The sequence below is a fragment of the Turneriella parva DSM 21527 genome, assembly GCF_000266885.1.
Classification (GTDB): domain Bacteria; phylum Spirochaetota; class Leptospiria; order Turneriellales; family Turneriellaceae; genus Turneriella; species Turneriella parva.
Genome location: NC_018020.1, coordinates 2762528 through 2786112 on the forward strand (window position 1 = coordinate 2762528; position 23585 = coordinate 2786112).

The window sequence follows — 23585 nt, forward strand, 5'->3', positions numbered from 1 at the left end:
TTCAGGCGCTCGCAATGGTCTGCGACTTACCGCCCGGCATCGACAGACGTACAATTTTCCAGACGGTAGAGCCGAATTGTCTTGCGAGCGAACCCGTATTGTAGCTGAGCCCATAACGCGCGGCGAGCGCGCGCACGCGCGGGGCTACCTCAGGGTAGCGGTTGCTGCACATATCGGGAAACAGATGGTGTTCAATCTGGTGCGAAAGATTGCCCGAAAGAATGTGAAAGAGTTTGCCCCCGCCGATGTTCGCCGACCCATGCAGCTGCCTTAGGTACCATTCGGCTTTGGTTTCGCCCTCGAGCTGCTCTTTCGGAAAGTACGCCACGCCCGAGGGAAAGTGCCCGCAGAAAATGATTATGAAGGCCCAGATGTTGCGAATTACGTTCGCGAGCGCGTTCGCACCGGCGACGAGCAAAAACGCGATCAGCGCGTTGGCGCCGAGAGCCCAGGCCGCGAGTGCGGCGACAGACGGCCACATGATATAATCTTTTACGATTTGCTTAAACGCCTTTTGCCCGATGTGCTTCAGTTGCGGTATGATCTCACGTACAGGCTTACCCTTTTCGAGCACATCGATCAGGCTTTGCTCGTGCAGCGCAACACCTTCTTCGAAAAGCACCATCAGCAAGAACGCATAGACAGGCTGCAATATGTAGCGTACACCCCATGGCTGGTCGGCAGTCACGCGGATGATGCCATAACCGACATCGAGGTCTTTACCGATGACGTTTGTCCATGTGTGGTGCACGACGTTGTGCGAGTGCATCCAGCGGTCAGAGGGGCTCATGGTGTCCCATTCCCAGGTGTTTGATTGTATATTGGGGTCTTTCATCCAATCCCACTGGCCGTGCAGCACATTGTGCGCGATTTCCATGTTTTCGAGTATCTTACCGAGCCCCAGGGTTGCCGCGCCCAGAAGAAGCAGGGTAATTGCGGCGCCCCAGCTCGCGAAAGAAAATTGCCACAGCGGAACGAATACAAGCGAAAGGTACATGATGAGGCGACCTGCGAGATCGAGCGAACGCTGCGTCTTGATCAGTTTCACGATATAGCGCCGGTCGCGTTCGCCGCGGTCGGCAAAAACTTCATCGCGTATTGCATCCATCTCGCGGCCGAATTCTTCAACCTCGTGCGGTTTCAGGTGCAGAAAGTTTCTTTTGGTTTTCATACGTTGGCTCCTTGTTGTTATTGATGAATTTCGCATTTGCCATGCGCCGCCATGACGCAGGTCTGCACTTTCGCGCCGGGTTCGCTGATGAGTTTACCGTCGCGCAGGTCGCGCACGCATCCCGATACGAGCGTGGTGTCGCAGGTGTGGCAGATGCCCATGCGGCAGCCATGCGGCGGGTTGAGCCCTGCATCTTCTGCGACGCGCAAAAGGCTCGTGGCAGCATCGGCCTTGGCTTCGATATTGCTCTGCGAAAACTTCACGGTGCCGCCGCGCGCCGATTTGGGCACGGCTGCGAGCGGGGCACGAAATTCTTCAATGTGCAGTTGACCAGAGCGTTTCATCTTGCCGTAATGGGTCTTGACGGCAGCGAGCAGGTCTTGCGGGCCGCAGGCATAAACATCGCGGTCACGCCAGTCGGGGCAGAGTTTCGCGAGCTGCCCGGCGCTGAAGTGAAATTTTTTGCGGGCTGCGTTGCCGAGCTTACGCGTGTAAATGGGAACATACCTGTACTCGGTGAAGCGCTGCTGAAGAGCCTGAAGTTCGTTGCCAAAGATCGCGTCGTACTCATGCGGCGCGTAGTGAATATGCACCGTGTCAAGTCGGCGCTCGAGCTCGAGCATCGAGTGCAGCATGCTGCGAACCGGCGTGACGCCACTGCCGGCGGTAATGAACAGTAGCTTCATCGCTCCGGCATCGGGCAAATGAAAATTTCCCTGCGGCAGACCGACAGTAACATAGTCGCCGACCTTCAGATTGCGTACAAGATGGCGCGACAGTCTGCCGCCTTCGAGAATTTTCACGGTAATTGTAAAACAGCCGTCTTCGCGTTCGGGCGGCGACGAAATGCTGTAGGTGCGGTGGTATTCTCTGCCGCCCAGCGCGAGGCCAATGCGCACGTGCTGTCCCGCACGGCCGCTGCGCCACGCCGACCCGGGCTTCAGCGTGATCGTGCGCGCATCTTTGGTTTCGTCCCAGAATTTTTCAACCCGCGCCCTGATCGCGTTATCTGACCACAACGGGTTCATGAGTTCGGTATAGTGCGAGCTCGTGAGCGGGTAGGTGAAGAGGTTCGTGAACTTCGCCAGAATTCGTTGCACAGGGTTTCGATTTTGCATGGTGCGCCTCGGGCGGACTCTATATCTAACGGCGTTAGTTTGTAAACTCAAAGTTGACGTTTGTGTCGACTTAGGGGCTCTGCGGAAACCTGCGGTTTGCTGCAGAGTCACGAAACAAAACTTTCAGAACTCCAGTTTATCCAGGCGCCTGAGGGCTTTCTGCATCAGGCTCGAATGGCAGCGGGCCGCGAGGCTGCTGAGCGTCAGGTATTCGCCCCCTGCGACGCCCTCTTTCACGTAAATCAGTTTCACGGCTATGCGGTAGCGCGTGATTGCGTGGCGAAAATCGACCGGCAGCGGGTGCGCGAGGCGCATGAGCTTCTGGCGCGTAGCGGCAGACATTTTTTCCGGTGAGGATCTCTCTTGCATCTCAGGCGGCAGCGCTAGAAAGCCCGGAAACAACAGTTCACCTCTGAGAAACGGAAAGTTGCGACCGCTCGCCACGACCTGGTATTTATCACCCTTGCGGTGAACCTGCATGATCCACAGCACGTCGAGCGCCTGCTCGCGTTCTTTCTTTACTGGGTATGCTGTTACATTGCCGCTCTTGTGGGCGGCGCAGAGGTCGACTGCGAAGCAGAGCTCGCAGCGCGGGCGTTTTTTGCAGATTGTCTGCCCCCATTGCATCAGCGCCTCATTGACATCACCGGCAGGCATCTTGCCGGCGAAAAGGGGCGCCGCTGCGCGTGCGGCTGCGTCACGAAACGCGGGCGTGCTGGCCTCATGCGGTAATTCGTAAAGACGCGAGAGCACGCGCGCATGGTTGGCATCATTCGCCAGAATCGCTTCGTTGTTGTGAATCGATGCGATGATTGCGGCTGTATAGTGGCCGATGCCGGGCACTTTCAAAAGTTCGGCATATGCAACGGGCATAATGCCCTGATGGTTCGCGGCAATGTAACCCGCTGCTTTGAACATGTTACGCGCGCGCGAATAATAACCCATGCCGCGAAACGCAGCGAGCACATCGCTTTCGGGCCCGCGCGCGAGCTCAGTTACCCCGGGAAACCGCTTCAGAAAGAATTTCAGTTTGTCTTTGCCCGCGGCTATCTGCGTCTGCTGCAGAAAAATTTCGGTGATCCAGGTGCGGTAAGGGGTTCTGTTTTTTCTGAATTCGTACGCGTGTTTTTCTTTTTCGTACCACTTGCCCAGACGGTCGAGAAGGGGTTTCATGTCACCGCGAGTAGACGACACTGCCGGCAATCACGGTCGATTCGACCATGCTGCTATGGCCGCGGTAGACGATGCGGTTCAGGCGCTCAGGCAGGCTGGCATAGTGGTTTTTTTCTTCGTCTTGCAGTGTGTCGCAGCGCCTGTCGTCGATAACGCAGAAATCGGCCGATTTGCCGACCTCGAAGCTGCCCAAATCATGCGCCCGCGAGAGTGCGGCTGCATTGCCGAGTGTTGCCTGGTAAACGGCGTCGGTAACCGATAGCTCGCAGGCCGCATGGTCGAAGTGTGCCCTGAGTTTTGCCATCTCAGTCATTGCCTTTGCCTCGTGCAACATCGACAACGAATAGCCTGCAGCCACGTCGGTACCGAGGCCCAGGCGCAGCTGCTCACCGCGAAACTTCTGGTAGGGCAGAATGCCGCTGCCCAGAAAGTTGTTCGATACCGGGCAGTGCACAACCACGCTCTGCCGGTCTTTTATCAATTGCCGCTCGTTATCGCTCAAATGAATGCCATGCCCGAGCAGCGTTTTGGCGTGCAGGCAGCCATACCGATCGTAAACGCCCGCATAACTCTCCGCCTCGGGAAAAAGTTTCGCTGTCTCAGCGACTTCATCGTGATTTTCGCTGATGTGCGTTTGCAGAAAAGTGTCGTGTGCCTGGCTGATACGCCCGCAGAGCGCCAGCAAATCTGCGCTGCAGCTGATTGCAAAGCGCGGCGTGACGACAAATTCATTGAGTCCCCGCTTGTGCCACCTCTCAATCAGGCGCAGCATATCCCGTTCTGCATCTGCGGGCGTTGTGATAAGCGCCGCGGGCACATTGCGGTCCATCAGCGTGAGGCCGAGATAGGCCCGAATACCGACTCGACTGGCTTCGGTGAACGCTATCTCCGCCGCCCGCGCGTGAGACGAGAGGTAAGCGACGGTCGTGGTCGTGCCGTGCATGATCGAGGTCTGAAAAAAGTTTAGGCTCTGCAGTTCGGCCACGCGTTCATCGCTGAAGCGCGCCTCTTGCGGAAAAGTATACCGGTTTAACCAAGGCAAAAGCGCCTCAGCGCCCTGACCGGCAAATTCATATTGCGGCAAATGCGTGTGCAGATCAATAAAACCCGGCAGCGTGACATGTCGCTCGCGCAGCAGAACTTCATAACCCGTCATCGTGTCTGCCGAAGGCACAGCGCCAAAGTATTCTATCTTGCCGTGTTCGTCGTAAAGCAGGCAACCGCGCTCGACGAATGCAAGCGAGCCGTCAGCTTGCGGATTGATAAATGCCGAGATGATTCCGCGTTTCTTTTGCATCGTCGCTATTCGATCACGGGAATCGGCCCCGTGAGCTTACCTTCGCGAAACTGTTCAAAATAGGGCTCGCTGGTTTGTCTGAATTCATCCCGGCTGAGAATACCGTGCAGCGCTCCCGACACCACGAGGCCGATCTTGTCGGCGAGTTTATACGCAAGATTGAAGTCGTGCGCAACGACAATCGCCGCGCTGCCAAGGTTTCGCTGAATACCTTTGATGAGTTCGGCGATCGCATCAGTCAGAACCGGGTCGAGACCTGCTGTCGGGTCGTCGAACAGCAGAATCTGCGGGTCCATCGCAATCGCGCGCGCAATACCGGCACGTTTTTGCATGCCGCCTGAAAGCTCTGAGGGAAACTTGTCTTCGACGTCTTTGAGCCCCGCGCGGTTGAGGCATTCGGTAGCCTTCGCGCGCAGCGCATCGTCGTCCAGGTCTGAAAAACGGCGCAGGGCAAACACGACGTTCTGCCACACGTGTAACGAGTCAAAGAGGCCCGATTTCTGAAACACATAGCCGATACTGCGCCTGAGTTCATCGAGCTCGCTGTGCGCAAGACGGTGTACATTCTTGCCGAGAATTTCGGCGCTGCCGCTCTGCGGTCTGAAGAGGCCGACCAATGTTTTCAGCAGCATCGTTTTGCCCGAGCCATTTTTGCCCATGAGCACTAAAGTCTCGCCGGGTTTTAGGTCAAAGCTGATATTGCGCAGAATGGGTTTGCCATCAATGGTGAGCGAGAGGTTGTTGACCGACACGGCATTCGTTTGCATGGTTAATCCCGCATTTTAAAGGTAACAACAATCACGCCCGTCGCCGTTTCGCCCGACGGCGACGGCGAAAAAATCGCGTTGCGATACGCATTGCGTGCGCTGATGTCGAGCCGCGTGATGCCCGACGATTTCAGAATTTCGACACTTTCGACGCGGCCCTGCGCATCAACCTCAAGCAGAAGTTCTACCTTACCCTGGCCCGATTTCTTGCGCACGCTCTCAGGGTATTCGATCGCGGGCATCGAGATGAGGCGGCGTGCAGCACCCTTACGCCACCGGGTTGCTGCGCTGCTGTCGCCCTTGGGTATCACTACATTTTCTGATTCGCCCCGTTTATCGCTGCGTCCGGTCTTTTCGGTGCCCCATTTGGTCGCTTCGGTACGCGCATTCGAACCTGCTTCGTTGCCGCGACCTGCGCGCGAGTGCATCTTTTGTTCGTACTGCGACCAGGGGTCTGCGAGCGTATGCGTATCGCTTTGGCTCGTCGTCTTGCCCTTGCGTTTACTGCCGGTTGAACCGGCGGCGTCTTTTCTTTTGGTGGCCTTTTTGCCTGAGGTGCGCGACGGGCGCGTTAATTCTTCTTGCGGTTCGTCTTCGATTACTTCTTGCAGCCGCTGCGGCGCGTCGGTGACGATCTTGACGCTGAGCGTCTCGTTAAAGCGCAGATCAGCAAACAGGGCAATCAGCAAAAAGAGCAGGGCGTGCAACGCCAGCGAGAGCGCAAAGGCTCTCCGTTCGGGATGCAGAATTGGGGGGTAGGCCTGTGTCACTTGCGGAATATCTTCTTAACATATTCAATTCCGCTGATGAGCCTGTCAACATCGTCTTCGGTATTGTAGACAGAGAACGACGCGCGCGCCGTCGCCGCGACCCCGAGAGACCGCATGAGCAACTGGCAACAGTGGTGGCCGGCGCGAATACAGATATCTTGCTCGTCGAGCAGCGTGCCGGTGTCGTGCGCGTGCACCCCGGCGACTTCAAAAGAATAGATGGGCGAACGGGCAGTGCCGGCGCTCATGCCGAATACACGAACACCCAGCGTCTTTAGCTTCTCATCGGCGTAAGTGCGCAGTCGCTCATCGGTGTCGTGAATTTCTCGCGCGTGCTGAGCGACAAAATCGATCGCGGCTCCCAGGGCGTATATTTCGGCGATTGGCTGCGTGCCTGCCTCGAAGCGCGCCGGCGCCTCAAGATACGTCGAGGCTTCGTGTTCCACGAGTGCAATCATACCGCCGCCGGTCTGGTAAACGGCGCACGCATCGAGCACCGGCTTACGCCCTACAACCGCGCCGACACCGGTTGCTGAGAAGAGCTTATGCCCCGAAAAAACGGTAAAATCAGGCTGCACTGCCTTGATTTTTGCCGGCACATGCACCGCCGCCTGCGCCGCGTCGACAATGAACGCCGAGCCATGTTGAGAGGCCAGTTCACGCACCGCCGACAGGTCGTGCACGATACCGGTGACATTCGACTGCAGACTCAGCGAAACGATGCGGATTGCGTAAGAATCGAAAAGCCCGGCGACTTCGGCGCTCTGGCTCGCAAGACACCCATCGGCATCGGCCCTGAGGTAGAGCAGCTTGTAACCGCTGCGCTTCGCCGCGACCTGCCACGGAACAATGTTCGCATGGTGCTCGCTTTCGCTGAGCAGAATTGCCGGCGGTTTGTCTGATCGATAAGCCGGGAAAAAATCGGCCAGCTTTGATTCGGGCGAGGTGAGCGCATGCGCCAGCAAATTGAAACCTTCGGTGGTGCCTTTAACAAAAACCGCGAGTGCGTCGGGGGCATCAGACAAATAGCGCGCGGTCTTGGCGCGCACGCTTTCGACCGTGTCGGTCGCAAGCTGCGACAGCCGGTAGACACCGCGATGTATGTTGACCGACTGGTTGGTGTTGTATTCTTGCAGGGCCTGCAAGACCGGCAGGGGTTTCAGCGCGGTCGCCGCTGAGTCGAGGTAGACAAGGCCCGGGTTTGCCTGAAAGAACGGGAAACTATCCCTGAGAGAGTGACTCATGTACACGAACAGTATAATGAATTTTTCAGCGATTGCCCAGTTTCGGCCTGACGACCGAGAGAACAGGGCCATTGAATGAACGGCTCACGGGCTTTTCGTCTTGCAGCGCGAGTATCGGAAAATTGCCGCTGCCGAGAAGATACCCGGGGGTCGAATCTGATTTCAGCAGCGCGAGCACGGTCGGGCGCGATTGCAGTGTAAAGTGGCTGCGCTCGAATTTCAAGGGGGCTCTCAGTGTGAGCACGGTCAGGTCTTGTTTGGCCAGCGGGTCGGAGTAATAGCGTGCCACAACGATACGCTGTTTATCCTCATATTTGTCGACAGACATCGTCAGCGCGCCAGGCAGTGATTCAAAGTGTACTTGCCTAAGCTGCTGCCCGTTATCGTGCGTGTAGATGCGCAAACCCTGATCAGGTTTTGCCTCATTGTATGGGCCCGAGTCGGCGTTGTCACCGCTCAGCACGAGCAGCTCATCTCTACCGTCGCCGTCGACGTCTGATAATTCGAGGCCGACAGAACCGAGGTGCGGGGGGTAAGCCTCGAGCACGCGTTCGCGTGCCTGGCCGGTTTCGAGTTGAATATACAGCAGCTCTTCGCGCGCGCCCGCGGTAAGCGCGAAAAACTCAATACGTTGATCGCGTTCAGAAATCTTCGCAAGCCTGACGAACGAATCGTGGCGGCTCAGCACCTTATGCTGGTAGCTATTGCCGGCGCTCTCGACCAGCACGAGCCCGCCGCCGGTGACGCTGCCAAAACCCGCAACGATAAAATCGGGAACCGCATCAGCATTTGTCATGCCAATCAGAAAATGCGCAGCGCGCGGCAGGCCTGTGACAAGGCGCGTGGCCGAAAAAGTGGCGGGGTCGATGCGGTAGAGCGACGAACGGCTTTCTGCGCCGAGTGCCCCCAAAAGGCTGCCGAGAGTCAGCACATACCATTTGCCCGTACGCTCTTCGAGGTGAACGGGCGGCGAATCGAGCAATATTCTGGCTTTGATCGTGAGGTCATTGCCGAGCACGAAGAGTGTTCCCGAAATGCCCCCGCCCACGGCGATGCCGCCGCCCTGAAGCACCTTGACGAGCGTCACACCCTGATCGGCAAATTCAACCGGCGCCTGTTCAAGCGGCAATGCCTTTTCACCCGAAACAAAAGGATAACGCGCAAGACCCAGATAATAGCCGCGCAGCGCCTGCCAGGTCTGCGGCGTGACCTGCGCCGAAGAAGCAATCTGCTTCTGCGACTTCAGCAGCTCATAACGCTGCCTGAAATGCGCCTTTTCGGCATCGTCGAGTTGCCTCGAAGCATCGATGCCGAGAAAGAGCCCCATATAGGCCAGCATATATGCAGCGTTGGGCTGCGACATCGATTCGGGTAGTGGCACCAGGTGGCATTGCCCGCAGTGCGTCTCTGCCGCCGCGCGCCCGGTTCGCAACGCTGCGCGATCGACATTGAGTTTTTCTTGGCGAAACTCTGAAAAGCGTGCCCGTGCGCACATTAAAGTCGCGCCAACGACCAGAAACAGCAGCGCCGGTGCGCGGCGGGTGAGGTCAGCCAGCCTGATTACTTGCGCGCCCCTGCGCTGCGCAGCAGCTGTGCCAGCTCTGCATGTTTGCCGCGTTCAGCCAGCAAAAGCGCCGTTTCGCCATTCGCGGTAATATATTTTACGTTCGCACCCGCAGCCACGAGTGCGCGGGCTACCTCTGTGTGGCCATTGACTGAGGCGAGCATCAGCGCGTTCCATGTGAATTTATTGGTCGTATTCACGTCTGCCTGCGCCGCAATGAGCTGCGCGACTGCGTTCAGCTGACCGCGTTCAGCTGCAGCCATAAGCGCGGTATAGCCGTTCTCATTCTTTTGATTGATGTTCACACCCTGCGACCTGAGCTCTTGCAGGCGCTTTTCGTCGCCGCGTTCTGCAGCATCGACAAGCTCTGCAGCAGGTGTCGCAAAGGTTTTTTTCTGCGAAGATGAACACGCGGTCGCTGCGAAGGCAAGAACCGCTGCAAGGGTTAGAATCTTTCTGAAAAGCATGAGAACCTCTCTATTTATTTCTGGTATTTGGCCTGATTCTCAAGGCCTGCCCGGCGCAGCGTGTCGATCAGCATGGGCGCGAGCCCCGGCAGTGCGCTCGCGGTCTTTGCGAAAATTGCGCGCCAGAAGGGCAGCGTCACCTCGGGCGTATCGGTGCCCAGAGTTTCGAAAATTGCACCCGCCACGTCGCCCGCGGTGAGCGGCGTATTGCCCGAAAAAGTCAGCGCTGCTTCTGGGTAGTCTTTTTGCAGGTCGAGCATCGGGGTCTTGACTGCATCGGGGCAGACGACGGTGACAAAGACCCCAAACTCTTTCAGTTCTGCGGCGAGCGCGAGCGTGAAGCCGCGCACGGCAAATTTAGATGCGCTGTAGAGCGAGATGCCCGGTATCGGCGCGACACCCGCGAGCGATGCAATATTAATGATGTGGCCTGTGCCGGCGCGTTTGAATTCGCGTGCTGCGATCGCCGAGCCGAGCATTACACCTTTGACGTTTATGTCGATATGAAAATCGATTTCTTTCGGCGTCACAGCGTCGACGTAGCCAGGTTTCAGCACGCCGACTGCGTTGATGAGCGCGTAGACGGGGCCCAGCGCGGCCGCCCGGTGAAAGACGTTCTCCCAATCTTCGTTCTTGCGCACATCGGCGGCAACTGCCTGAACGCGTGTCATCGCGCTGACCTTTTGCAGGGCAATTTCATCGACATCGGTTGCGACCACAATGGCTCCGGCGCTGCTCAATCGGCTGACGAGTTCTTGGCCAATGCCGCCGGCTGCGCCGCTCACGATCACAACCTTACCTGAAATATCTTTCATATCGCTTTCTCCATGGTGTGCAGGCTTTCGGTAAATTTCACAATTTCTGCCGCGATGCGTTCGTCGCTTTCGAGAGTCAGAAAGTGCCCTGCAAGCGGCAGAATGCGTAAAGTAAACTCTGCCGCTACCGACATGTGCATGCCTTCAAACATTTCGGGCATAATGCATCCATCGTGGCTGCCGGTCAGCGTCAGCGTCGGTTGTTGAATTTTCGCAAACGATAGTTCTCTGCTCTCGTTATACCGGGCAAATTCGTCGATGGATGGGGTGAGCATTCCCCGGTAATAGGCGAGTGCGTTGTGCAGCAGTTGTTCGTCGGCAAGAATTTCTTTTGCGGCCGCGAGCGCTTCGTTGTCAGATGCTAAATCTGGCGACCATTTCTGCCAAAGTTCGTCGATGAATCTGAGGTGACCCTGCAGCACGCGCCGCTCGGGTATGCCAAAGCGCAGCTGAAAAAAGAGAATATACCAACTCTGCACGGTTTGGCGCGGGTGCTTCCACAGGTTGCCCAGAAACGTGCCGAGGTGGGGCACACTCAGCGTCACGAGCGTATGAAATCGGTCGGGAGCGAGATTTGCCGCCGCATAAGCCGTGATCGCCCCCCAATCGTGCCCGATGAGCAGCGCATCTTGAAAACCGGCAGCCTCGACCAGCGCCGCCGCGTCTGCTGCGAGGTCGGCGATCTGTATCGTCGCCGAGCTGTCGGTCAGCAATTCAGGTGGTGTGTTCAGCTGTGAGTAACCGCGCATGTAGGGCGCGATGCATGTATAACCCTGAGCCGCGAGTCTCGGCATCAGGCGCGACCAGGTGCGCGGCGAATCGGGAAACCCGTGCAGCAGCAGCGCGAGGCGTTTGCCTTCGCCCATTTTCAGCGCTGGGTGAGAAAGACCGTTGGCGGTGAGTGTGATTTGTTGCATCAGCTCGCTTTTTCAAGCTGCGCGTTCTGTTTCATCTCGCACTGACCTTCGAAAATGACACCGTCGTCGATCTCGAGCTTCGGCGCGCGAATGTTGCCTATCAGCGTCGCACCCTGGCGCAGTTCGACCTTTTCAGTCGCAACGACGTTACCCGTCACATGCCCGAACACGACGACATGCGTCGCCTCAATATGCGCCTGAATTTTTGCCTGCGGCCCGATTTCGAGTGCGTCGGTGCCCTTGATTTCGCCCTCGTATTTTCCCTGAATTTTTAACGGGCGCGCGAACTGCAGATTTCCCTTAAAGGCGCTGCCCGATGCAAATACGGTTGCCTCGCCACGCCGGCGTGATTCTTTTGCTGCCATTTTATTTCGTCTTCATGACATACACGCCATCCCAATCGGCGGGAGGCGGTTCTTCGATAAAATGTTCACAGCGTTCGAGGTAAACTTGTGAGGGGCCGTCGTCTTTTTTGATCGCCAGCGCTTTTTTGAACATTTCTGCCGCCATCTTGAACTCGCGCTTTTTGTATAGGGCGAGGCCGTCGTTGTAAGCGGCGAGAACCTGTTGCATTTGTTCAGAGAGCATGGGCGTTAGTAGAGATAAAAGGGGGGATGTAAACCCTAAAAAAAACTGCGCCGCCGGGTAAAATGGCCCGTCAGGTGCCTCTATCCACAATCGACTGCAGGTTGACTGCCGGCCGAATGCCCTGTTGCTCGAGGTACCCTAAAATTGCGGTATTGATCGAATGCACCGTGTCGTGGTAGTGAAAAAAAGGCTCAACAAAGTATTGTATGCGGATATAGAAACCAAACGCGTCGAACCGCATAAAGTGCACGTCTCCGTCTTGCGTATGCGGGGTGGCCGCGATAATGGCTTTCATCTTATCAATTGCAGCGCTCACCGCCGCCGACGAGGTGGTATGCGCGAGCAGAATGCTGCCCCGAAACATGCGCTTGCGGCCACCGGCTGAAACATTATTGACCTGTGTGTTTGCGAGAATCGAATTGGGCACGATCAGCATCGAGTTATATTTGGTGCGAATATGTGTCGAACGTATACCCACCCGCTCGACGCGCCCCCAGGTGCTGATCGGTTCAGGGAGCAGCAGATAATCCCCCTCTTTAATAACCTTGTCGAGATAGAGCGAGATGCCAGAGAATATGTGCCCTGCCGCCTCGCGCCCCGCCATAGCGAGTGCAAAACCGCCAACGCTTAAACCCGCGATCGCCGAATAGAGATTGTAGCCGACCCTGTTCAGAATGAACAGAATGCCGAGCATATAGATCAGAAGTTTACCGACGCGTATCAGCAGCGGAAACAGATGCGCGAGTTCTGCCTCGTGTTCGCGTTCCCGCAGGCGCGCCTGCCAGCCCAGCATGAAGTTGCCGAAAAGGCGCGAGGCAAAAACCGTGATGAGCCAAATGACTGCGACGGTGAGGCCTGAGCTAACAGCGGCGATCACCGATTGCGGTACCGTCAGAACCGGCAGGCCGAGTTTCATGAAGGCGAGTAAGGCGACTGAATAGATGTACTTGCGCAGCGTTTGTACAATGAGTTCGGTCACCGAGACGCGCTGCGAATCGCTTTCACCCCTGTGCTTCAACCTCGCGCGCAGAATAAAGACCAGAATGCGGCTGAAGACAAACGACGCAAGTACCACAGCCGCGAAAAACAACCACTGCATCAGCGAATTGTCGAAGAGCATTGTATTGCGCAGGTAGACAAAATGCTCGCTGCCAACCGGCGCGTCTTCGGCCTTGGCGAATCTGCCGTGGCCGAGCTTCGCCATTTCAAACAGCGCGCGTGCAATGCCCTGCGGGTTACCGTCGATGACGTCGACCTTTAGCTCTGGAAATACCCGGGTCTTCGCCTGCGTGTCGCTGGCGAGCAGGTCATAGATTTTGCGGTCTTCATAGAACTCGAACTTGCCAATGCGCTTTTTGAAATCTTCGGCGCGCCCGGCATAACGCCGCAGAAACATGCAGGCCACGTAGCGGTGGTGGCCGTCGAGAATGTAATACCGGTTCGCCTCGAACGCCGTAAGAATTTTGCCTTCACAGGCCGAAAATTTGCTGTCGGGTGAAAGCGAATCAATAATCTTGGGGGCCACATTTCCCCAGAAAACCTCGAGCTGTGTCGGGGTGACGATGTCACCGGGCTGAAGCGCCACGTCGAGGCGAACGCGGGCCTTGTCGTCGGCTTCACCCGAATCGAGCAACTGGTCGAGCGAATGAATGTATTCAAAGTCTTTTTTCTGCTGCTCAGGGTTTAGCTCGACCTTGCCGTCGGTAAGCCACGCGAGCGTCATGCGTTGTTGCTCGTTGGTAAACTGCGGCATGTCGGCATGGTGGCGCGCCCATGCGGGGGGTGTCATTTCGATGAGCTTCAGTTTTTCAATCTTGCCTGCATGTTCTTGCCGGTTCAGCCGTGGTTCGAGACAGGCACCCAAGAGCGCAATCAGGGCGACCGTCGCCAAAAAGTGAAAAATCCGCCGCATTGAGCACAACGCCTTGAACGCAACAGCGTGTAAAAAAATAAAAGATATGGATATTTCTCTGACTAACGGTTTGACCGACCATCTGCACCAATGCATTCGCCGACTGTTGCCATGAACCTGCGCCACATTAAGGCCCTCGCCGCGCTGAACGAAACCGATTTGGTGACGCTCGCCCCGTTTCTCGAGGTCTTGGTCATACCCGCCGGCGCCAGCGTTATCGAATATGGCGACGAATCAGAAGACATGTATTTCATTGTCGAGGGTTCTGCGATGATGCGGCGCGGCGAGCTCGAGCTCGGCAAAATCAGAGAAGGCGATCACTTCGGTGAACTCGCCCTCATTGCGCACCGGCCGCGCGCGGCAACGATCGTCGCCGAGGCAAAACTCGTCGTCGCAAAGCTGAGCAGGTTGCGCTTCGACGATCTGCAGGCTGCGCACCCGGCGATTGCCGTCAAACTCATGTCGGGTCTCATTATCACGCTTGGCCGCCAGCTCGTCGATCGCACCGAGAGTCTGCACCTCTTGCTCAACCAACGCTCCTTGCCGCGCCAGGCGACGATCACGTTAACGCGCGAAGACAAAACTGAAATCGAGGTAAAAACAGGCTCAGAGCTTGCTCAGGTGCTGCCCGAAAAAATCGGCAATTCACCCGTGGTAGCGGCGCTCGTCGATCGCCGTGTCACCTCGCTCGACGCTCAGCTTTTCTCAGACGTGCACGTCGAGCCGCTCACGGCAGAACATTGGGAGGGCGAACGTGTGCTGCGCCATTCGCTCGCGCTTCTCATTGTTGAAGCGGCTCATGAATTTTCACCGCCGCTCTCGCTGAAGCTGGGTTTTGCCGTCGGCGGCGCACAGTGGATGCACATAGAAGGTAAGGTAGCGCTCACCCTGCAGCAGGTTGCCGACAAACTCACGCGGCGCATTCGGCAGTTGATCGCCGAACGCGCCGATTTTCGGCAAGAATGGTGGAGCATCGACGAGGCGCTGAGCTATTTTCGCAAACACCGCCAAAGCGATGCCGTGCAGCTATTGAAAGGTGCGCGCTCACTGACGACACCGCTTGTCACCTGCGGAAAAATTTACGCACTTTATAACGGGCCGCTTTTGCCGCACGCGGGTCTCATCGGTGACTTTCAGATCAAGACCGGCCCCAATTCGCTCATTCTGCTTTCCGGCGAGGATTCAGAAGTGCCACGGGGCTTTGAGCCCTTTGCACAACTTTCAGAAGAGAGCGGCCAGTGGCTGCACTCGTTTAGCCTCTCGAGCGTGGGCGAATTGAATCGCGCCTGCGTCGATGGCCGTGTGAGCGAGGTGATTCGCGTAGCCGAAGGTTACCATGAAAAGCGTCTGGCGCAGCTCGCCGACGCCATCGCGGCACGAAAGAACATCCGCATTGTCTGCGTGGCAGGCCCGTCGTCGTCGGGCAAAACGACCTTTATTCGCCGGCTGTCGATTCAGCTGCGCATCAACGGCTTTATTCCCGAAGGTATCTCGCTCGACGACTACTACCGCAACCGCGAAGACACGCCCCTGAATGCCAAGGGTGAAAAAGACTATGAAACCCTGCAATCGCTGAACCTTGAATTACTGGCGCAGCATCTTGACGGCCTGCTTGCCGGCAAAGAAGTCGCGACCGCGAAATACGATTTTCGTACCGGCATCTGCGACAGCGAAGGCGGTCGGCGCATTCGCCTAACCCCCGGTAAACTTCTGGTGCTCGAGGGTATTCACGGTCTCAACCCGGGGCTGCTCGAAAAGGTTTTGCCGGCTGAAAATATCTTCAGAATTTTTATTCAGCCGCTGCTGACACTGCCGATCGATCTCGTGAGTCATATTAATCCTTCTGATCTAAGGCTGATTCGCCGCATTGTGCGCGACCGCCGCCAGCGCGGCTTTGCGACTCACGACAATATTCGCCGCTGGAGCGACGTACGCGCAGGCGAGCAACAGTATATTTTTCCGTATGTGGGGCAGGCCGATGCCGTCTTTGATACCTCTTTAGTCTATGAGCTTGCAGTGCTCAAGGTTTTTGCCGACCGCTACCTGCTCGAGGTGCATGGGTCGCATGAGTCTTATGCGACCGCGTTTCGGCTGCGGCAAATGCTCGACCAGTTCGTGGCGATCGCACCAGACGATGTGCCTTCGACTTCGATTCTGCGCGAATTCATCGGCAAAGGTAGTTTCGAGAGCTGACTGGGTCAACGGTCTTCTGGTTCAGGCAGATATTGCGGTTCGTCTTTGTTGGGTGACGCCGAACGGTACGCGTGTATCGCCCGGGCGGTTGCGCGCCGCTCACGCCGCAGATATTCACCGATTGCTGCACTGCCACCCCGATCAAAAAGTTTGTGCGCGCTGTAGACGGGCATTGCGGTAAACCCGCGTTGAAATTTGTGTTCACCCTGCGCCCCAGCTTCAAAAATGGCAATTTTCTCGCGAATCGCGTATTCGATCAGGCTGTAGAAACACAACTCAAAATGCAAGTAAGGGTAATGGCCGCTTGCGCCCCAATAACGACCGAAAAGCCTGTCGTCGCTGCGAAAAGCAATCGAACCTGCAACTTCGCGGTCGTTTTCAGACGCGATCACCAGTACTAAATTCTCACGCATGCGGCGCAGTAGTGCGTGAAAGGTTTCGCGGTTAAGGTAGGGTGAGCCCCATTTGCGCGCATACGTTGCCGCATAAAATACGTAAATGGCGTCGATATGCCGCGGCAAAATTGCGTCACCTGCGAGGGTTTCGATTCTGAGGCCCAATTCGGCGCATTTTCGCCGTTCGCGCCTGATCTCTTTGCGGCGGTGCGCGCGCAAGACACTCAAGTAATCATCGAAACTCGAGAAGTTGCGGTTGAGCCAGTGGTACTGGTGCGTCAGCCGCGGCATGTAGCCAAAGTCCGCGAGATCTTTCTGCTCGTCGCGGGTCATGCACAGCATGTGGATTCCCGACGCGTCGAGATCATGCGCCGTCTGGTCGAGGGCATGCACCAGGGTCGCAAGCGTTTCATTGTCAGCGGCATCGGCCAGCAGTAACCTGCGCCCCGACGCCGGTGTAAAGGGGGCGGCAACGGTGATCTTGGGGTAATAGGGCAGCCTCGCCTCGGCGTATGCGTTCGCCCATGCCCAGTCGAAAATATATTCGCCGTAAGAGTCGCTGCGCTCAAAAGCGGCGACCGCCCCCAGGTATGCGTCACCCTGGTTTGCAACGACAAATCTCGGTTGCCATGGCAGGTTCGGGCCGATACACCCGGTTTCTTCGAGCGCCAGCAGAAACTCGTGCCGCATAAACGGGTTTCCCGGTTCAACGAGCGCGTTCCATTTTTCGGCGTCTATCGCCGCAATCGAGGTAAAGACCTGGCTGGTCACGGGGGGGCTTTCAGCCGAGCTGCAGGCTGGTCATCGAGAGAGCTCCGCCGACGGCAACATCGTTGAAAAGCTTCACGGGATCATCGTCGTAACCCGCGCCCAGAATGTAGAGCAGGGGAAAATAGTGTTCTGCGCTGTTGATGGCAAGTTGCATACTTTGCGGCAGTTTCTCATAAGCGATGAGGCTTTGCCAGTCTTTATCGCGCAGGAGTTTACCAGAAATATCCATCGCCTCGCGTGCCCAATCGGCTGCAAAGTTGCGTTCGCCGAGGCGCGCCCAGTCGACCAGCCGCAGGTTATGCACAATGTTGCCGCTGCCGACGATCAGAATGCCCTGTTCGCGCAGGGGCCTGAGCGCCCTGCCGATAGCAAAATAGTGTTCGGGCGTCGCGTCGGCGTCGATGCTGAGCTGCAGAACCGGCACGTCTGCAGCGGGGAACATGTGCACGAGAATGCTCCACGCGCCGTGGTCGAGACCCCAGTTAAAGTTTTTGCGCACCGGTGCTGTGGCCTGTAGCAGCGCGGTCAGCTCATCGGCAATTGCCGGGGCCCCCGGTGCAGGGTATTGCACAGCAAACAATTCTTTCGGAAAGCCGCCAAAATCGTGAATCGTCTGCGGTTGCTCCATCGCGGTGACCTGCGTGCCGGGTGTAAGCCAGTGCGCCGAAACAACAAGAATCGCGCGTACGCCACTTAGGCCAGCGCCCACTGCCTGCCAGCTTGCTGTGAATTCATTTTTTTCGAGCGCGTTCATCGGCGAACCATGGCCGATGAACAAAGCGGGAAGCCGGGTGTTGCTGTTATTCAACGATGCGGCCCGAAAAGTCTGAGAAGGTTACCTGTTCGACCATTGTGTACATATTCTCTGCGTCGCTGTCGTCATCGAGCAGTTCGTCAGCGGTAAAAAAACCTGCAACGACAAAGAGGCACATGGCGACAAACAGGCGGCTGCGGCTGCGCGCGCGCAAGCGGCGCTCGGTTTCAACCTTCTGCCCGATCGATTCGGCCCATCTCTGGCTTTGCAGTCGCTCGGCGATTGCCCGGCTCATGTTGTCGTTCGTGTTTTTTCTCATCGGTTGCCTCATGCCAGTTTTTGTTTCAGAATATTCAGGCCGCGGGAAAGCCGGGACTTTACCGTGCCAGGTTTAATTTCCAGTTTGTCGACGATTTCGCGTGCAGAAAAGCCGAGCAAAGTCAGTTCGACCACCCGGGCGTAATGGTCTGGCAGCGTTGCCAGAGCTTCAACCAGCGCATCGCGTTCGTCAAAACTTTCGGGCGCCGTCGCCTCGCTGTAGCGCAGTTTTTCCCTTTTTGCCGCGAGAAACTTTTCGGCTTTCGTCTCTTCACGTTTACAGCGCTGGTTCATGCGCAGCGATTCATTTTTTGCAATGGTATAAAGGTATGACCGAAGTTTCGTATCGTCTTCGAGTCTGTTTTTTTTCAGGGCCCGGTAGGCCCTGATGTAGACCTCTTGCGCGACATCGTCAATTGCATACGCAAAGCGGGAATCGAGGTACCGGCGAATCGCCGCCAGTACCGGTTTTCTCGTTTCTTCGATGATCTGCGCGAATTCCATCGTGGGTGTCGGGGACTATTTTTCTCCCATGAAGCGGCTCATGTGCTTTTGCAAGAGGTCGGCAGATTTATTGCGCTGCTCGGGCGTCAGTACCTTGTGAAATTCAACAATTTTGGCGAGAAACTGTTCTTCTGCCCGGTCACGCATCTGCTGGTGCTTCTTCTTGAGCTCGGTCAGTTTCGCCTGATCGATCGTGTCTTTGCGCATCAGTTCGGTGAACTGCTTCAACTGCGCTTCGCGCTCGGTTTTTTCGGCTGCATGCTTCGCAAGCAGGTCGGCTTTAATGGCGGCCAGCGTCTGTTTTTGGCTGTCGTTCAGATCGAGCTCTTTTGTGATTTTCTTCGTCACCCATTCGGCGCGCTCTTCGGGCGATTTGTGTTTCCAGTTGCGGCAGGCCGCCGCAGTGAGTAGAGTCATCGCGCCGAGTACGATCAGCACGCGGCGCAGGGTATTTTGAGTGTATGTCATATGGTTTCTGAGTCTCCTTCAGGGGTGAATTGCGGCCCCTGATAACTCTGCTGACCCATAATATAATAAAAAGTTCCAAAAGCGCTTTACGTTTTTTCTCCCGTATAAACGACCGCAGATATGCCGATTTACTTCTTGCAAAAACTGCCGCGCCGGCTGTCGCCAGTCGTCGCGGGTTTCTTGCTGGTGACAATCCCCCTTGCTGCTGCGGGCAAGGTGTACGTGAAACAGTACACTCCGATGCTTTCGGCGCCTTCTGAAAAATCTGGCAAGCCGTTGAAAAATCTGGCGATCAATGAGGTTGTGACGGTTGTTTATACCGAAGAGGCGCTTGAACTCACCGACCTGTCGCAGGCATGGGTACGCATCAGGGCCGCAGACGGGCGCGAGGGTTTTGTGAGGCTCGGCATGCTGTCAAAAGAGGTTCAGGCTGAGCCTGAAATTGCGATTGCGTTTCGCGACATCGAAAAGAAATCTTATGTGACCGCCGATGCGCTGTATGTCCGCGTGAATCCCGACCGCAACGCGCGCGAGGTGGGCATGCTGGTCAGAAACACGCAGGTGAGTGTGCTCGAGCTGTCAGACAGCGACGACTACATCGACGGGCGCGCAGCCAAATGGGCCCGAGTGAGGGCCCTCGACGAGGTTGAAGGCTGGGTTTTCTCAGGCTATCTCAGCGACGAACCCCGGCCTGAGAGTGTGGGCCCGGCAAACGAACCCAAAGAAGACCCGAACCACATCATGAATGGTAATTCGAAAACCGTAAAGCCCCCATACCTCGGCGTGCGCGATGAGCCGAGCGCATATGGCACGGTCATCGGGCGCATACGCCAGGGCAAAAGCGTGCGCATTGTCGAACGACAGTCCAGTTGGGAAAATCTTGCAGGCCTCAGATCGGTTTGGGTGCGCGTGCAGGCAGACGGTCTCGATGGTTGGGTTTACGGAGGATTTTTATCGAGCTCGGGTTATACGATGAGCTCAGATAGTCTCGACAAACCGTTCATATTGCCACTCGACCCATCGAGCTACCGGCGAACGAGCAAATATGGCGGCCGCACGCACCCGATCAGCAAGGTGCCGTCGTTTCATACTGGCGTCGATCTCGCTGCTTCAGGTGGCACTCCAATTTACGCAGCCGGCGATGGCGTCGTTGAGGTTCAGAACGATCACACAGGCTATGGTATTTTGACCGTGGTACGCCATGAAAACGGGCTTGTCTCGTACTATGCGCACCAACGCAAACGCTATAAACAGACGGGTGACCGCGTGACAGCCGGCGAGGTGATCGGCGAAGTAGGCACCACCGGCAACTCGACAGGCAACCACCTGCATTTTGAAGTGCGCACCAATTACAATGATACCCATTTTAATCCTGATTTATATGTGCCGTTTCCCGAAGCGCAGGACGCGCAAGAGCCATGAGTAAAAAGACATTGCAGAATTACTATCGCAGCGCAGCTGCGATAGTAATTCTGTCCTCTCCGCTTTTCGCCGGGCCGCAAGAAGATTTTCTCGCAGCGATGCGGCGTTCGAATCTGAAGGCCGCGCAGAAGGCACATGCTTCAGGCCAGGTCGACCCGAACGCGGCCGATGAAAAGGGTAAACGCGCGCTGCACTTCGTCTGCGAAGCAGGCAATCTCGCCGCGTTCCAGTGGCTTGTCGAAGTGCAGGCAGATCTGGCCGCGAAAGACGGCGACGGCAGCACCTGCCTGCACGGTGTTATGAAAGCCCGAAATCCACTGCCTGTTTTGGCAGCTGCGCTCGAACGGGGGCTCGACAAGAACGCCGTCAACAATAAGGGGCAGACGCCGCTCATGCTGGCAGTTCAGCTCGGCAAGAAACCCGTTTTTGAAGCGCTCTTAAAGGCAGGTGCAGACCTGAACCGCAACGATGCCGAGGGCCTATCGCCGCTCGCCAAATCAGTGCAGCTGCGCAGGATTGACTACTTAAATAGTCTCATCGCCGCCGGGGCGAATGTGAACGCGACCCCTAACGCACCTTTGGGGCTTTCATACGACACGAACCAGATCAAGGCTTTCGAAGCTCTCGCCAAAGCCGGCGCGAACCTCAATGCCACGCATGAAAAATCGGGATTACCCCTGCTGATCGAGATGATCCGAAAAGAGCGCAATGTCTTTGCCAAGTTTGCGATCGAAAACGGTGTAAACCTGAACATCGCCGACGCCGAAGGCAATGGCCCGCTCATCATGGTCGTCAAACAGACGGTGCCCGACCTGTTGCCGGTGTTACTTTCGCGTGGCCTTTCCGTTGAAAGCCGTGATGCGTCGGGCAAAACCCTGCTGCAGATCACACACCAGAACATTATGGCGCGGTTAACCCCGGCGCGGGCGAAACTTTTTCGCGCGCTGCTCGATGCAGGGGCAAACCCGAATACGCTCTCGGCGAGCGGACGCCCCTTGCTGTTTGATCAGTCTGAATCGGGTCGATACACACAGGTCAATGACCTGCTTGAAAAGGGCGCCGATTTTAATGTGCGCGACAAAACGGGTAATCTCGTTATCCACACTACGGCGCAAAGAAACCAGCTCGGCACGATGAAACTTGTCGCTGCAAAATTCACCGACATCAATATCACCGGCGACAGCGGCAACACCGCCGCGCATTTCGCGGCGCGTTCGGGCGGTACAGGCATCTTGAAACTTCTGAAAGACCGGGGCGCGAACCTCGAGCTGAAGAACAACGCAGGCGATACGCCGCTTTCGGTGGCGATCGGCAGGCAAGACCCCACAACCACACGCGCACTCATCGGCCTCGGGGTTTCGCTCAGCGACGAAGGCCGTAACACTCCGCTCATGATGGAAATTGCCAAATCGGGCGCGGTGAACGGAAAAACCGTCGAGCTTCTGACGGTGCTGAAAAAAGCCGGGGCCAATATCAACACGACGAACCGGTACGGCAACAATGCCCTGGCATACGCCCTCAACCGCAAGAATTTCAAGATGGCCGATGCGTTTCTGAAAGCCGGTGCGCAGAGCGAAGCGAAAGACCTGCAAGGAAATACCTTGCTGCACAAGCTGGCGCTCAGCAGCCGCTACAGCAGAATCAAAAACCAGGAACTGCAGGAGTGGCTGTATCTCGTGCTCGGCTACCAGCACAGCGACTTTCAGAATAACGCGGGCGATACCGCGCTGCACCTTGCCGCAGTCAAAGATAACAACCCTGATCTCGAGGGTGCGCAACAGCTTTTCGAATCACTGGTGAATTTCGGCGCGTCGGTGACGGTGCGCAATGCCTCGGGCCGCACACCATACGATCTCGCGCAGGGCGTCGGTTGGCAGACGATTGCTGCGGCCAATTTGCCGGCAGCAAGCTATGCCATCGGCGTTGAGCCGATGCTGACAAGTCTTGAACCCGACCGCATTATTCGGCTAAGCACCGCGGGGCGTGATTTTTTTGCCGCCGGCGCGCAGGGCAGCACAACCCGAGTCTTTCGCCTCGATGACGACCTGCGCGTGCGGGCGCAGCAAGAGTTTCAGAACGTGCAGGCGCTCGCTGCCTCAGGCGACGGTGTCGTGATCGCGGGCGTAAGGCCCGGCGAAATCGATGGAGCAGAAGACAAAAAATGTAAACCGGGCCAGAACCTTGTTGTCTATGTGATGCAGCTCGACAGCTCGCTTGCCCCCCGGTGGGAGAATACCTGGGGCAAACCCGGCAGCTGCCAAAGGTCGCTCGTGCACGCGGTGACCACAGATGCGCAAGGCAATGTTTTCGCGCTCGTCGAATTTTCGGGCAGGCGCACTTTAAGGCGCCTTAGCTCGGCCGGTGCGCTCGAAGCTGCCGAGTTTGCCCGCAGCGACCGTTTCAGCGAAATGCAGGTGATGGCCGATGGTAATATTGCCCTGATGGCGCAGAACCAGATTTTTAGCGCTGAAACGGGCAAAACCACCGGCCGGCTGACCAAAGCGCGTTCGTTCAGGCAGCTTGCGCTCGCACCCTCTGGCACAAGATATTACGCGGGGGATTTCACCCGTCTTCAATTCCGGCGCGGTATTTCTCTTGCGGCTGAAGATAGTGAAGGATCGCCGCGCTGGACCCGCAATTTCGCCGGCGACGAGAACCTTAGCGTCGAAAGAATATCCGCGAGCGATGGTTATGTCTGCATCGCAGGCCGAACGACCGGCGCACTGCACGGGCAGGCGCACTCGACGCCGGGCAAGAATACCGATATTTACGTGATGTGCAGCGATTCCGCGGGGCACCGGCTTTTCACGAGGCTTTTTCCCGCGGCGGCGATGCAGCTCGTCGAGATGCGCGTCAATAGCAGAGGTGTGTCTGCGCTTGCGTTTCAGACAAACGATAAGAAAAATCCCGATGTCGTCTTGCGCCGCATCGACAAGAACGGCGGCGTGCTGCAATAA

The 23585-nt window shown here is 56.8% G+C and carries 22 protein-coding genes; 3 read left to right on the top strand and 19 right to left on the bottom strand.

From position 1 onward, the window contains the following. Position 1: 1 nt before the first annotated feature. From TURPA_RS13315 to TURPA_RS13380, 14 genes are all read right to left on the bottom strand, one after another. On the bottom strand, positions 2-1171 hold the full coding sequence (locus TURPA_RS13315; protein ID WP_014803825.1) for a fatty acid desaturase family protein: 1170 nt from the start codon (positions 1169-1171) through the stop codon (positions 2-4). Positions 1172-1188: 17 nt separating this feature from the next. Then, on the bottom strand, positions 1189-2289 hold the full coding sequence (locus tag TURPA_RS13320) for a ferredoxin reductase (protein ID WP_014803826.1): 1101 nt from the start codon (positions 2287-2289) through the stop codon (positions 1189-1191). A gap of 123 nt (positions 2290-2412) precedes the next feature. After that, positions 2413-3462: an HhH-GPD family protein gene (locus tag TURPA_RS21985; RefSeq protein ID WP_014803827.1), complete on the bottom strand. Its 1050-nt coding sequence runs from the start codon at positions 3460-3462 to the stop codon at positions 2413-2415. Position 3463: 1 nt separating this feature from the next. Next, positions 3464-4759, bottom strand: coding sequence for a guanine deaminase (guaD, locus tag TURPA_RS13330; RefSeq protein ID WP_014803828.1), 1296 nt, complete (start codon positions 4757-4759; stop codon positions 3464-3466). Between the two features lie 5 nt (positions 4760-4764). Continuing rightward, positions 4765-5526, bottom strand: coding sequence for an ABC transporter ATP-binding protein (locus TURPA_RS13335; RefSeq protein WP_014803829.1), 762 nt, complete (start codon positions 5524-5526; stop codon positions 4765-4767). A 2-nt stretch (positions 5527-5528) separates the two neighbouring features. Further along, the gene (locus TURPA_RS13340) at positions 5529-6296 is read right to left on the bottom strand and encodes an energy transducer TonB (protein WP_014803830.1); all 768 of its coding nucleotides are present in this window, start codon (positions 6294-6296) and stop codon (positions 5529-5531) included. Continuing rightward, entirely contained in the window at positions 6293-7612 is a 1320-nt protein-coding gene (locus TURPA_RS13345) for an aminotransferase class V-fold PLP-dependent enzyme (protein ID WP_014803831.1), read from the bottom strand. The genes TURPA_RS13340 and TURPA_RS13345 overlap by 4 nt, the downstream gene beginning before the upstream one ends. Next, on the bottom strand, positions 7566-9035 hold the full coding sequence (locus tag TURPA_RS13350; protein ID WP_014803832.1) for an FG-GAP repeat domain-containing protein: 1470 nt from the start codon (positions 9033-9035) through the stop codon (positions 7566-7568). Before TURPA_RS13350 ends, TURPA_RS13345 begins: the two co-directional genes overlap by 47 nt. Positions 9036-9100: 65 nt before the next feature. Then, entirely contained in the window at positions 9101-9571 is a 471-nt protein-coding gene (locus TURPA_RS13355; RefSeq protein WP_014803833.1) for an ankyrin repeat domain-containing protein, read from the bottom strand. Between the two features lie 14 nt (positions 9572-9585). After that, complete coding sequence (locus TURPA_RS13360; protein ID WP_014803834.1) at positions 9586-10386, bottom strand: SDR family oxidoreductase; 801 nt, start codon at positions 10384-10386, stop codon at positions 9586-9588. Beyond that, positions 10383-11303, bottom strand: coding sequence for an alpha/beta fold hydrolase (locus tag TURPA_RS13365; RefSeq protein WP_014803835.1), 921 nt, complete (start codon positions 11301-11303; stop codon positions 10383-10385). Before TURPA_RS13365 ends, TURPA_RS13360 begins: the two co-directional genes overlap by 4 nt. After that, the gene (locus tag TURPA_RS13370) at positions 11303-11668 is read right to left on the bottom strand and encodes a bactofilin family protein (protein WP_014803836.1); all 366 of its coding nucleotides are present in this window, start codon (positions 11666-11668) and stop codon (positions 11303-11305) included. Before TURPA_RS13370 ends, TURPA_RS13365 begins: the two co-directional genes overlap by 1 nt. A gap of 1 nt (position 11669) precedes the next feature. After that, the gene (locus TURPA_RS13375) at positions 11670-11891 is read right to left on the bottom strand and encodes a tetratricopeptide repeat protein (protein WP_014803837.1); all 222 of its coding nucleotides are present in this window, start codon (positions 11889-11891) and stop codon (positions 11670-11672) included. Between the two features lie 70 nt (positions 11892-11961). Beyond that, on the bottom strand, positions 11962-13803 hold the full coding sequence (locus TURPA_RS13380) for a mechanosensitive ion channel family protein (protein WP_014803838.1): 1842 nt from the start codon (positions 13801-13803) through the stop codon (positions 11962-11964). Positions 13804-13893: 90 nt separating this feature from the next. Here TURPA_RS13380 and TURPA_RS13385 point away from each other — a divergent pair, with 90 nt between their 5' ends. Beyond that, on the top strand, positions 13894-15996 hold the full coding sequence (locus TURPA_RS13385) for a cyclic nucleotide-binding domain-containing protein (RefSeq protein WP_014803839.1): 2103 nt from the start codon (positions 13894-13896) through the stop codon (positions 15994-15996). 5 nt (positions 15997-16001) lie between these two features. Here the strand turns inward: TURPA_RS13385 and TURPA_RS13390 are convergent, their stop codons facing one another. The 5 genes from TURPA_RS13390 to TURPA_RS23110 are packed head-to-tail and all read right to left on the bottom strand — an operon-like array spanning position 16002 to position 19206. Beyond that, positions 16002-17162 carry a GNAT family N-acetyltransferase gene (locus TURPA_RS13390; RefSeq protein ID WP_014803840.1) on the bottom strand — a complete coding sequence of 387 codons (1161 nt, stop codon included), beginning with the start codon at positions 17160-17162 and terminating at the stop codon, positions 16002-16004. Positions 17163-17172: 10 nt separating this feature from the next. After that, positions 17173-17970: a 4,5-DOPA-extradiol-dioxygenase gene (gene ygiD, locus TURPA_RS13395; RefSeq protein WP_014803841.1), complete on the bottom strand. Its 798-nt coding sequence runs from the start codon at positions 17968-17970 to the stop codon at positions 17173-17175. After that, complete coding sequence (locus TURPA_RS13400) at positions 17963-18235, bottom strand: hypothetical protein (protein WP_014803842.1); 273 nt, start codon at positions 18233-18235, stop codon at positions 17963-17965. The genes ygiD and TURPA_RS13400 overlap by 8 nt, the downstream gene beginning before the upstream one ends. Positions 18236-18243: 8 nt before the next feature. Beyond that, entirely contained in the window at positions 18244-18738 is a 495-nt protein-coding gene (locus tag TURPA_RS23105; RefSeq protein ID WP_014803843.1) for an RNA polymerase sigma factor, read from the bottom strand. A 15-nt stretch (positions 18739-18753) separates the two neighbouring features. Beyond that, the gene (locus TURPA_RS23110) at positions 18754-19206 is read right to left on the bottom strand and encodes a Spy/CpxP family protein refolding chaperone (RefSeq protein WP_014803844.1); all 453 of its coding nucleotides are present in this window, start codon (positions 19204-19206) and stop codon (positions 18754-18756) included. Positions 19207-19326: 120 nt separating this feature from the next. Here TURPA_RS23110 and TURPA_RS13415 point away from each other — a divergent pair, with 120 nt between their 5' ends. Together TURPA_RS13415 and TURPA_RS13420 are read left to right on the top strand one after the other, a co-directional pair. After that, positions 19327-20628, top strand: a complete 1302-nt coding sequence (locus TURPA_RS13415; protein ID WP_014803845.1) for a peptidoglycan DD-metalloendopeptidase family protein — start codon at positions 19327-19329, stop codon at positions 20626-20628. Continuing rightward, complete coding sequence (locus TURPA_RS13420) at positions 20625-23585, top strand: ankyrin repeat domain-containing protein (protein WP_014803846.1); 2961 nt, start codon at positions 20625-20627, stop codon at positions 23583-23585. The genes TURPA_RS13415 and TURPA_RS13420 overlap by 4 nt, the downstream gene beginning before the upstream one ends.

Bases quoted from the DNA above. Each gene is read 5' to 3' on its own strand.
- TURPA_RS13315 (WP_014803825.1), bottom strand. From the start codon at position 1,171: ATGAAAACCAAAAGAAACTTTCTGCACCTGAAACCGCACGAGGTTGAA.
- TURPA_RS13320 (WP_014803826.1), bottom strand. From the start codon at position 2,289: ATGCAAAATCGAAACCCTGTGCAACGAATTCTGGCGAAGTTCACGAAC.
- TURPA_RS21985 (WP_014803827.1), bottom strand. From the start codon at position 3,462: ATGAAACCCCTTCTCGACCGTCTGGGCAAGTGGTACGAAAAAGAAAAA.
- guaD (WP_014803828.1), bottom strand. From the start codon at position 4,759: ATGCAAAAGAAACGCGGAATCATCTCGGCATTTATCAATCCGCAAGCT.
- TURPA_RS13335 (WP_014803829.1), bottom strand. From the start codon at position 5,526: ATGCAAACGAATGCCGTGTCGGTCAACAACCTCTCGCTCACCATTGAT.
- TURPA_RS13345 (WP_014803831.1), bottom strand. From the start codon at position 7,612: ATGGCCCTGTTCTCTCGGTCGTCAGGCCGAAACTGGGCAATCGCTGAA.
- TURPA_RS13350 (WP_014803832.1), bottom strand. From the start codon at position 9,035: ATGTGCGCACGGGCACGCTTTTCAGAGTTTCGCCAAGAAAAACTCAAT.
- TURPA_RS13355 (WP_014803833.1), bottom strand. From the start codon at position 9,571: ATGCTTTTCAGAAAGATTCTAACCCTTGCAGCGGTTCTTGCCTTCGCA.
- TURPA_RS13360 (WP_014803834.1), bottom strand. From the start codon at position 10,386: ATGAAAGATATTTCAGGTAAGGTTGTGATCGTGAGCGGCGCAGCCGGC.
- TURPA_RS13365 (WP_014803835.1), bottom strand. From the start codon at position 11,303: ATGCAACAAATCACACTCACCGCCAACGGTCTTTCTCACCCAGCGCTG.
- TURPA_RS13370 (WP_014803836.1), bottom strand. From the start codon at position 11,668: ATGGCAGCAAAAGAATCACGCCGGCGTGGCGAGGCAACCGTATTTGCA.
- TURPA_RS13375 (WP_014803837.1), bottom strand. From the start codon at position 11,891: ATGCTCTCTGAACAAATGCAACAGGTTCTCGCCGCTTACAACGACGGC.
- TURPA_RS13380 (WP_014803838.1), bottom strand. From the start codon at position 13,803: ATGCGGCGGATTTTTCACTTTTTGGCGACGGTCGCCCTGATTGCGCTC.
- TURPA_RS13385 (WP_014803839.1), top strand. From the start codon at position 13,894: ATGCATTCGCCGACTGTTGCCATGAACCTGCGCCACATTAAGGCCCTC.
- TURPA_RS13400 (WP_014803842.1), bottom strand. From the start codon at position 18,235: ATGAGAAAAAACACGAACGACAACATGAGCCGGGCAATCGCCGAGCGA.
- TURPA_RS23105 (WP_014803843.1), bottom strand. From the start codon at position 18,738: ATGGAATTCGCGCAGATCATCGAAGAAACGAGAAAACCGGTACTGGCG.
- TURPA_RS23110 (WP_014803844.1), bottom strand. From the start codon at position 19,206: ATGACATACACTCAAAATACCCTGCGCCGCGTGCTGATCGTACTCGGC.
- TURPA_RS13415 (WP_014803845.1), top strand. From the start codon at position 19,327: ATGCCGATTTACTTCTTGCAAAAACTGCCGCGCCGGCTGTCGCCAGTC.
- TURPA_RS13420 (WP_014803846.1), top strand. From the start codon at position 20,625: ATGAGTAAAAAGACATTGCAGAATTACTATCGCAGCGCAGCTGCGATA.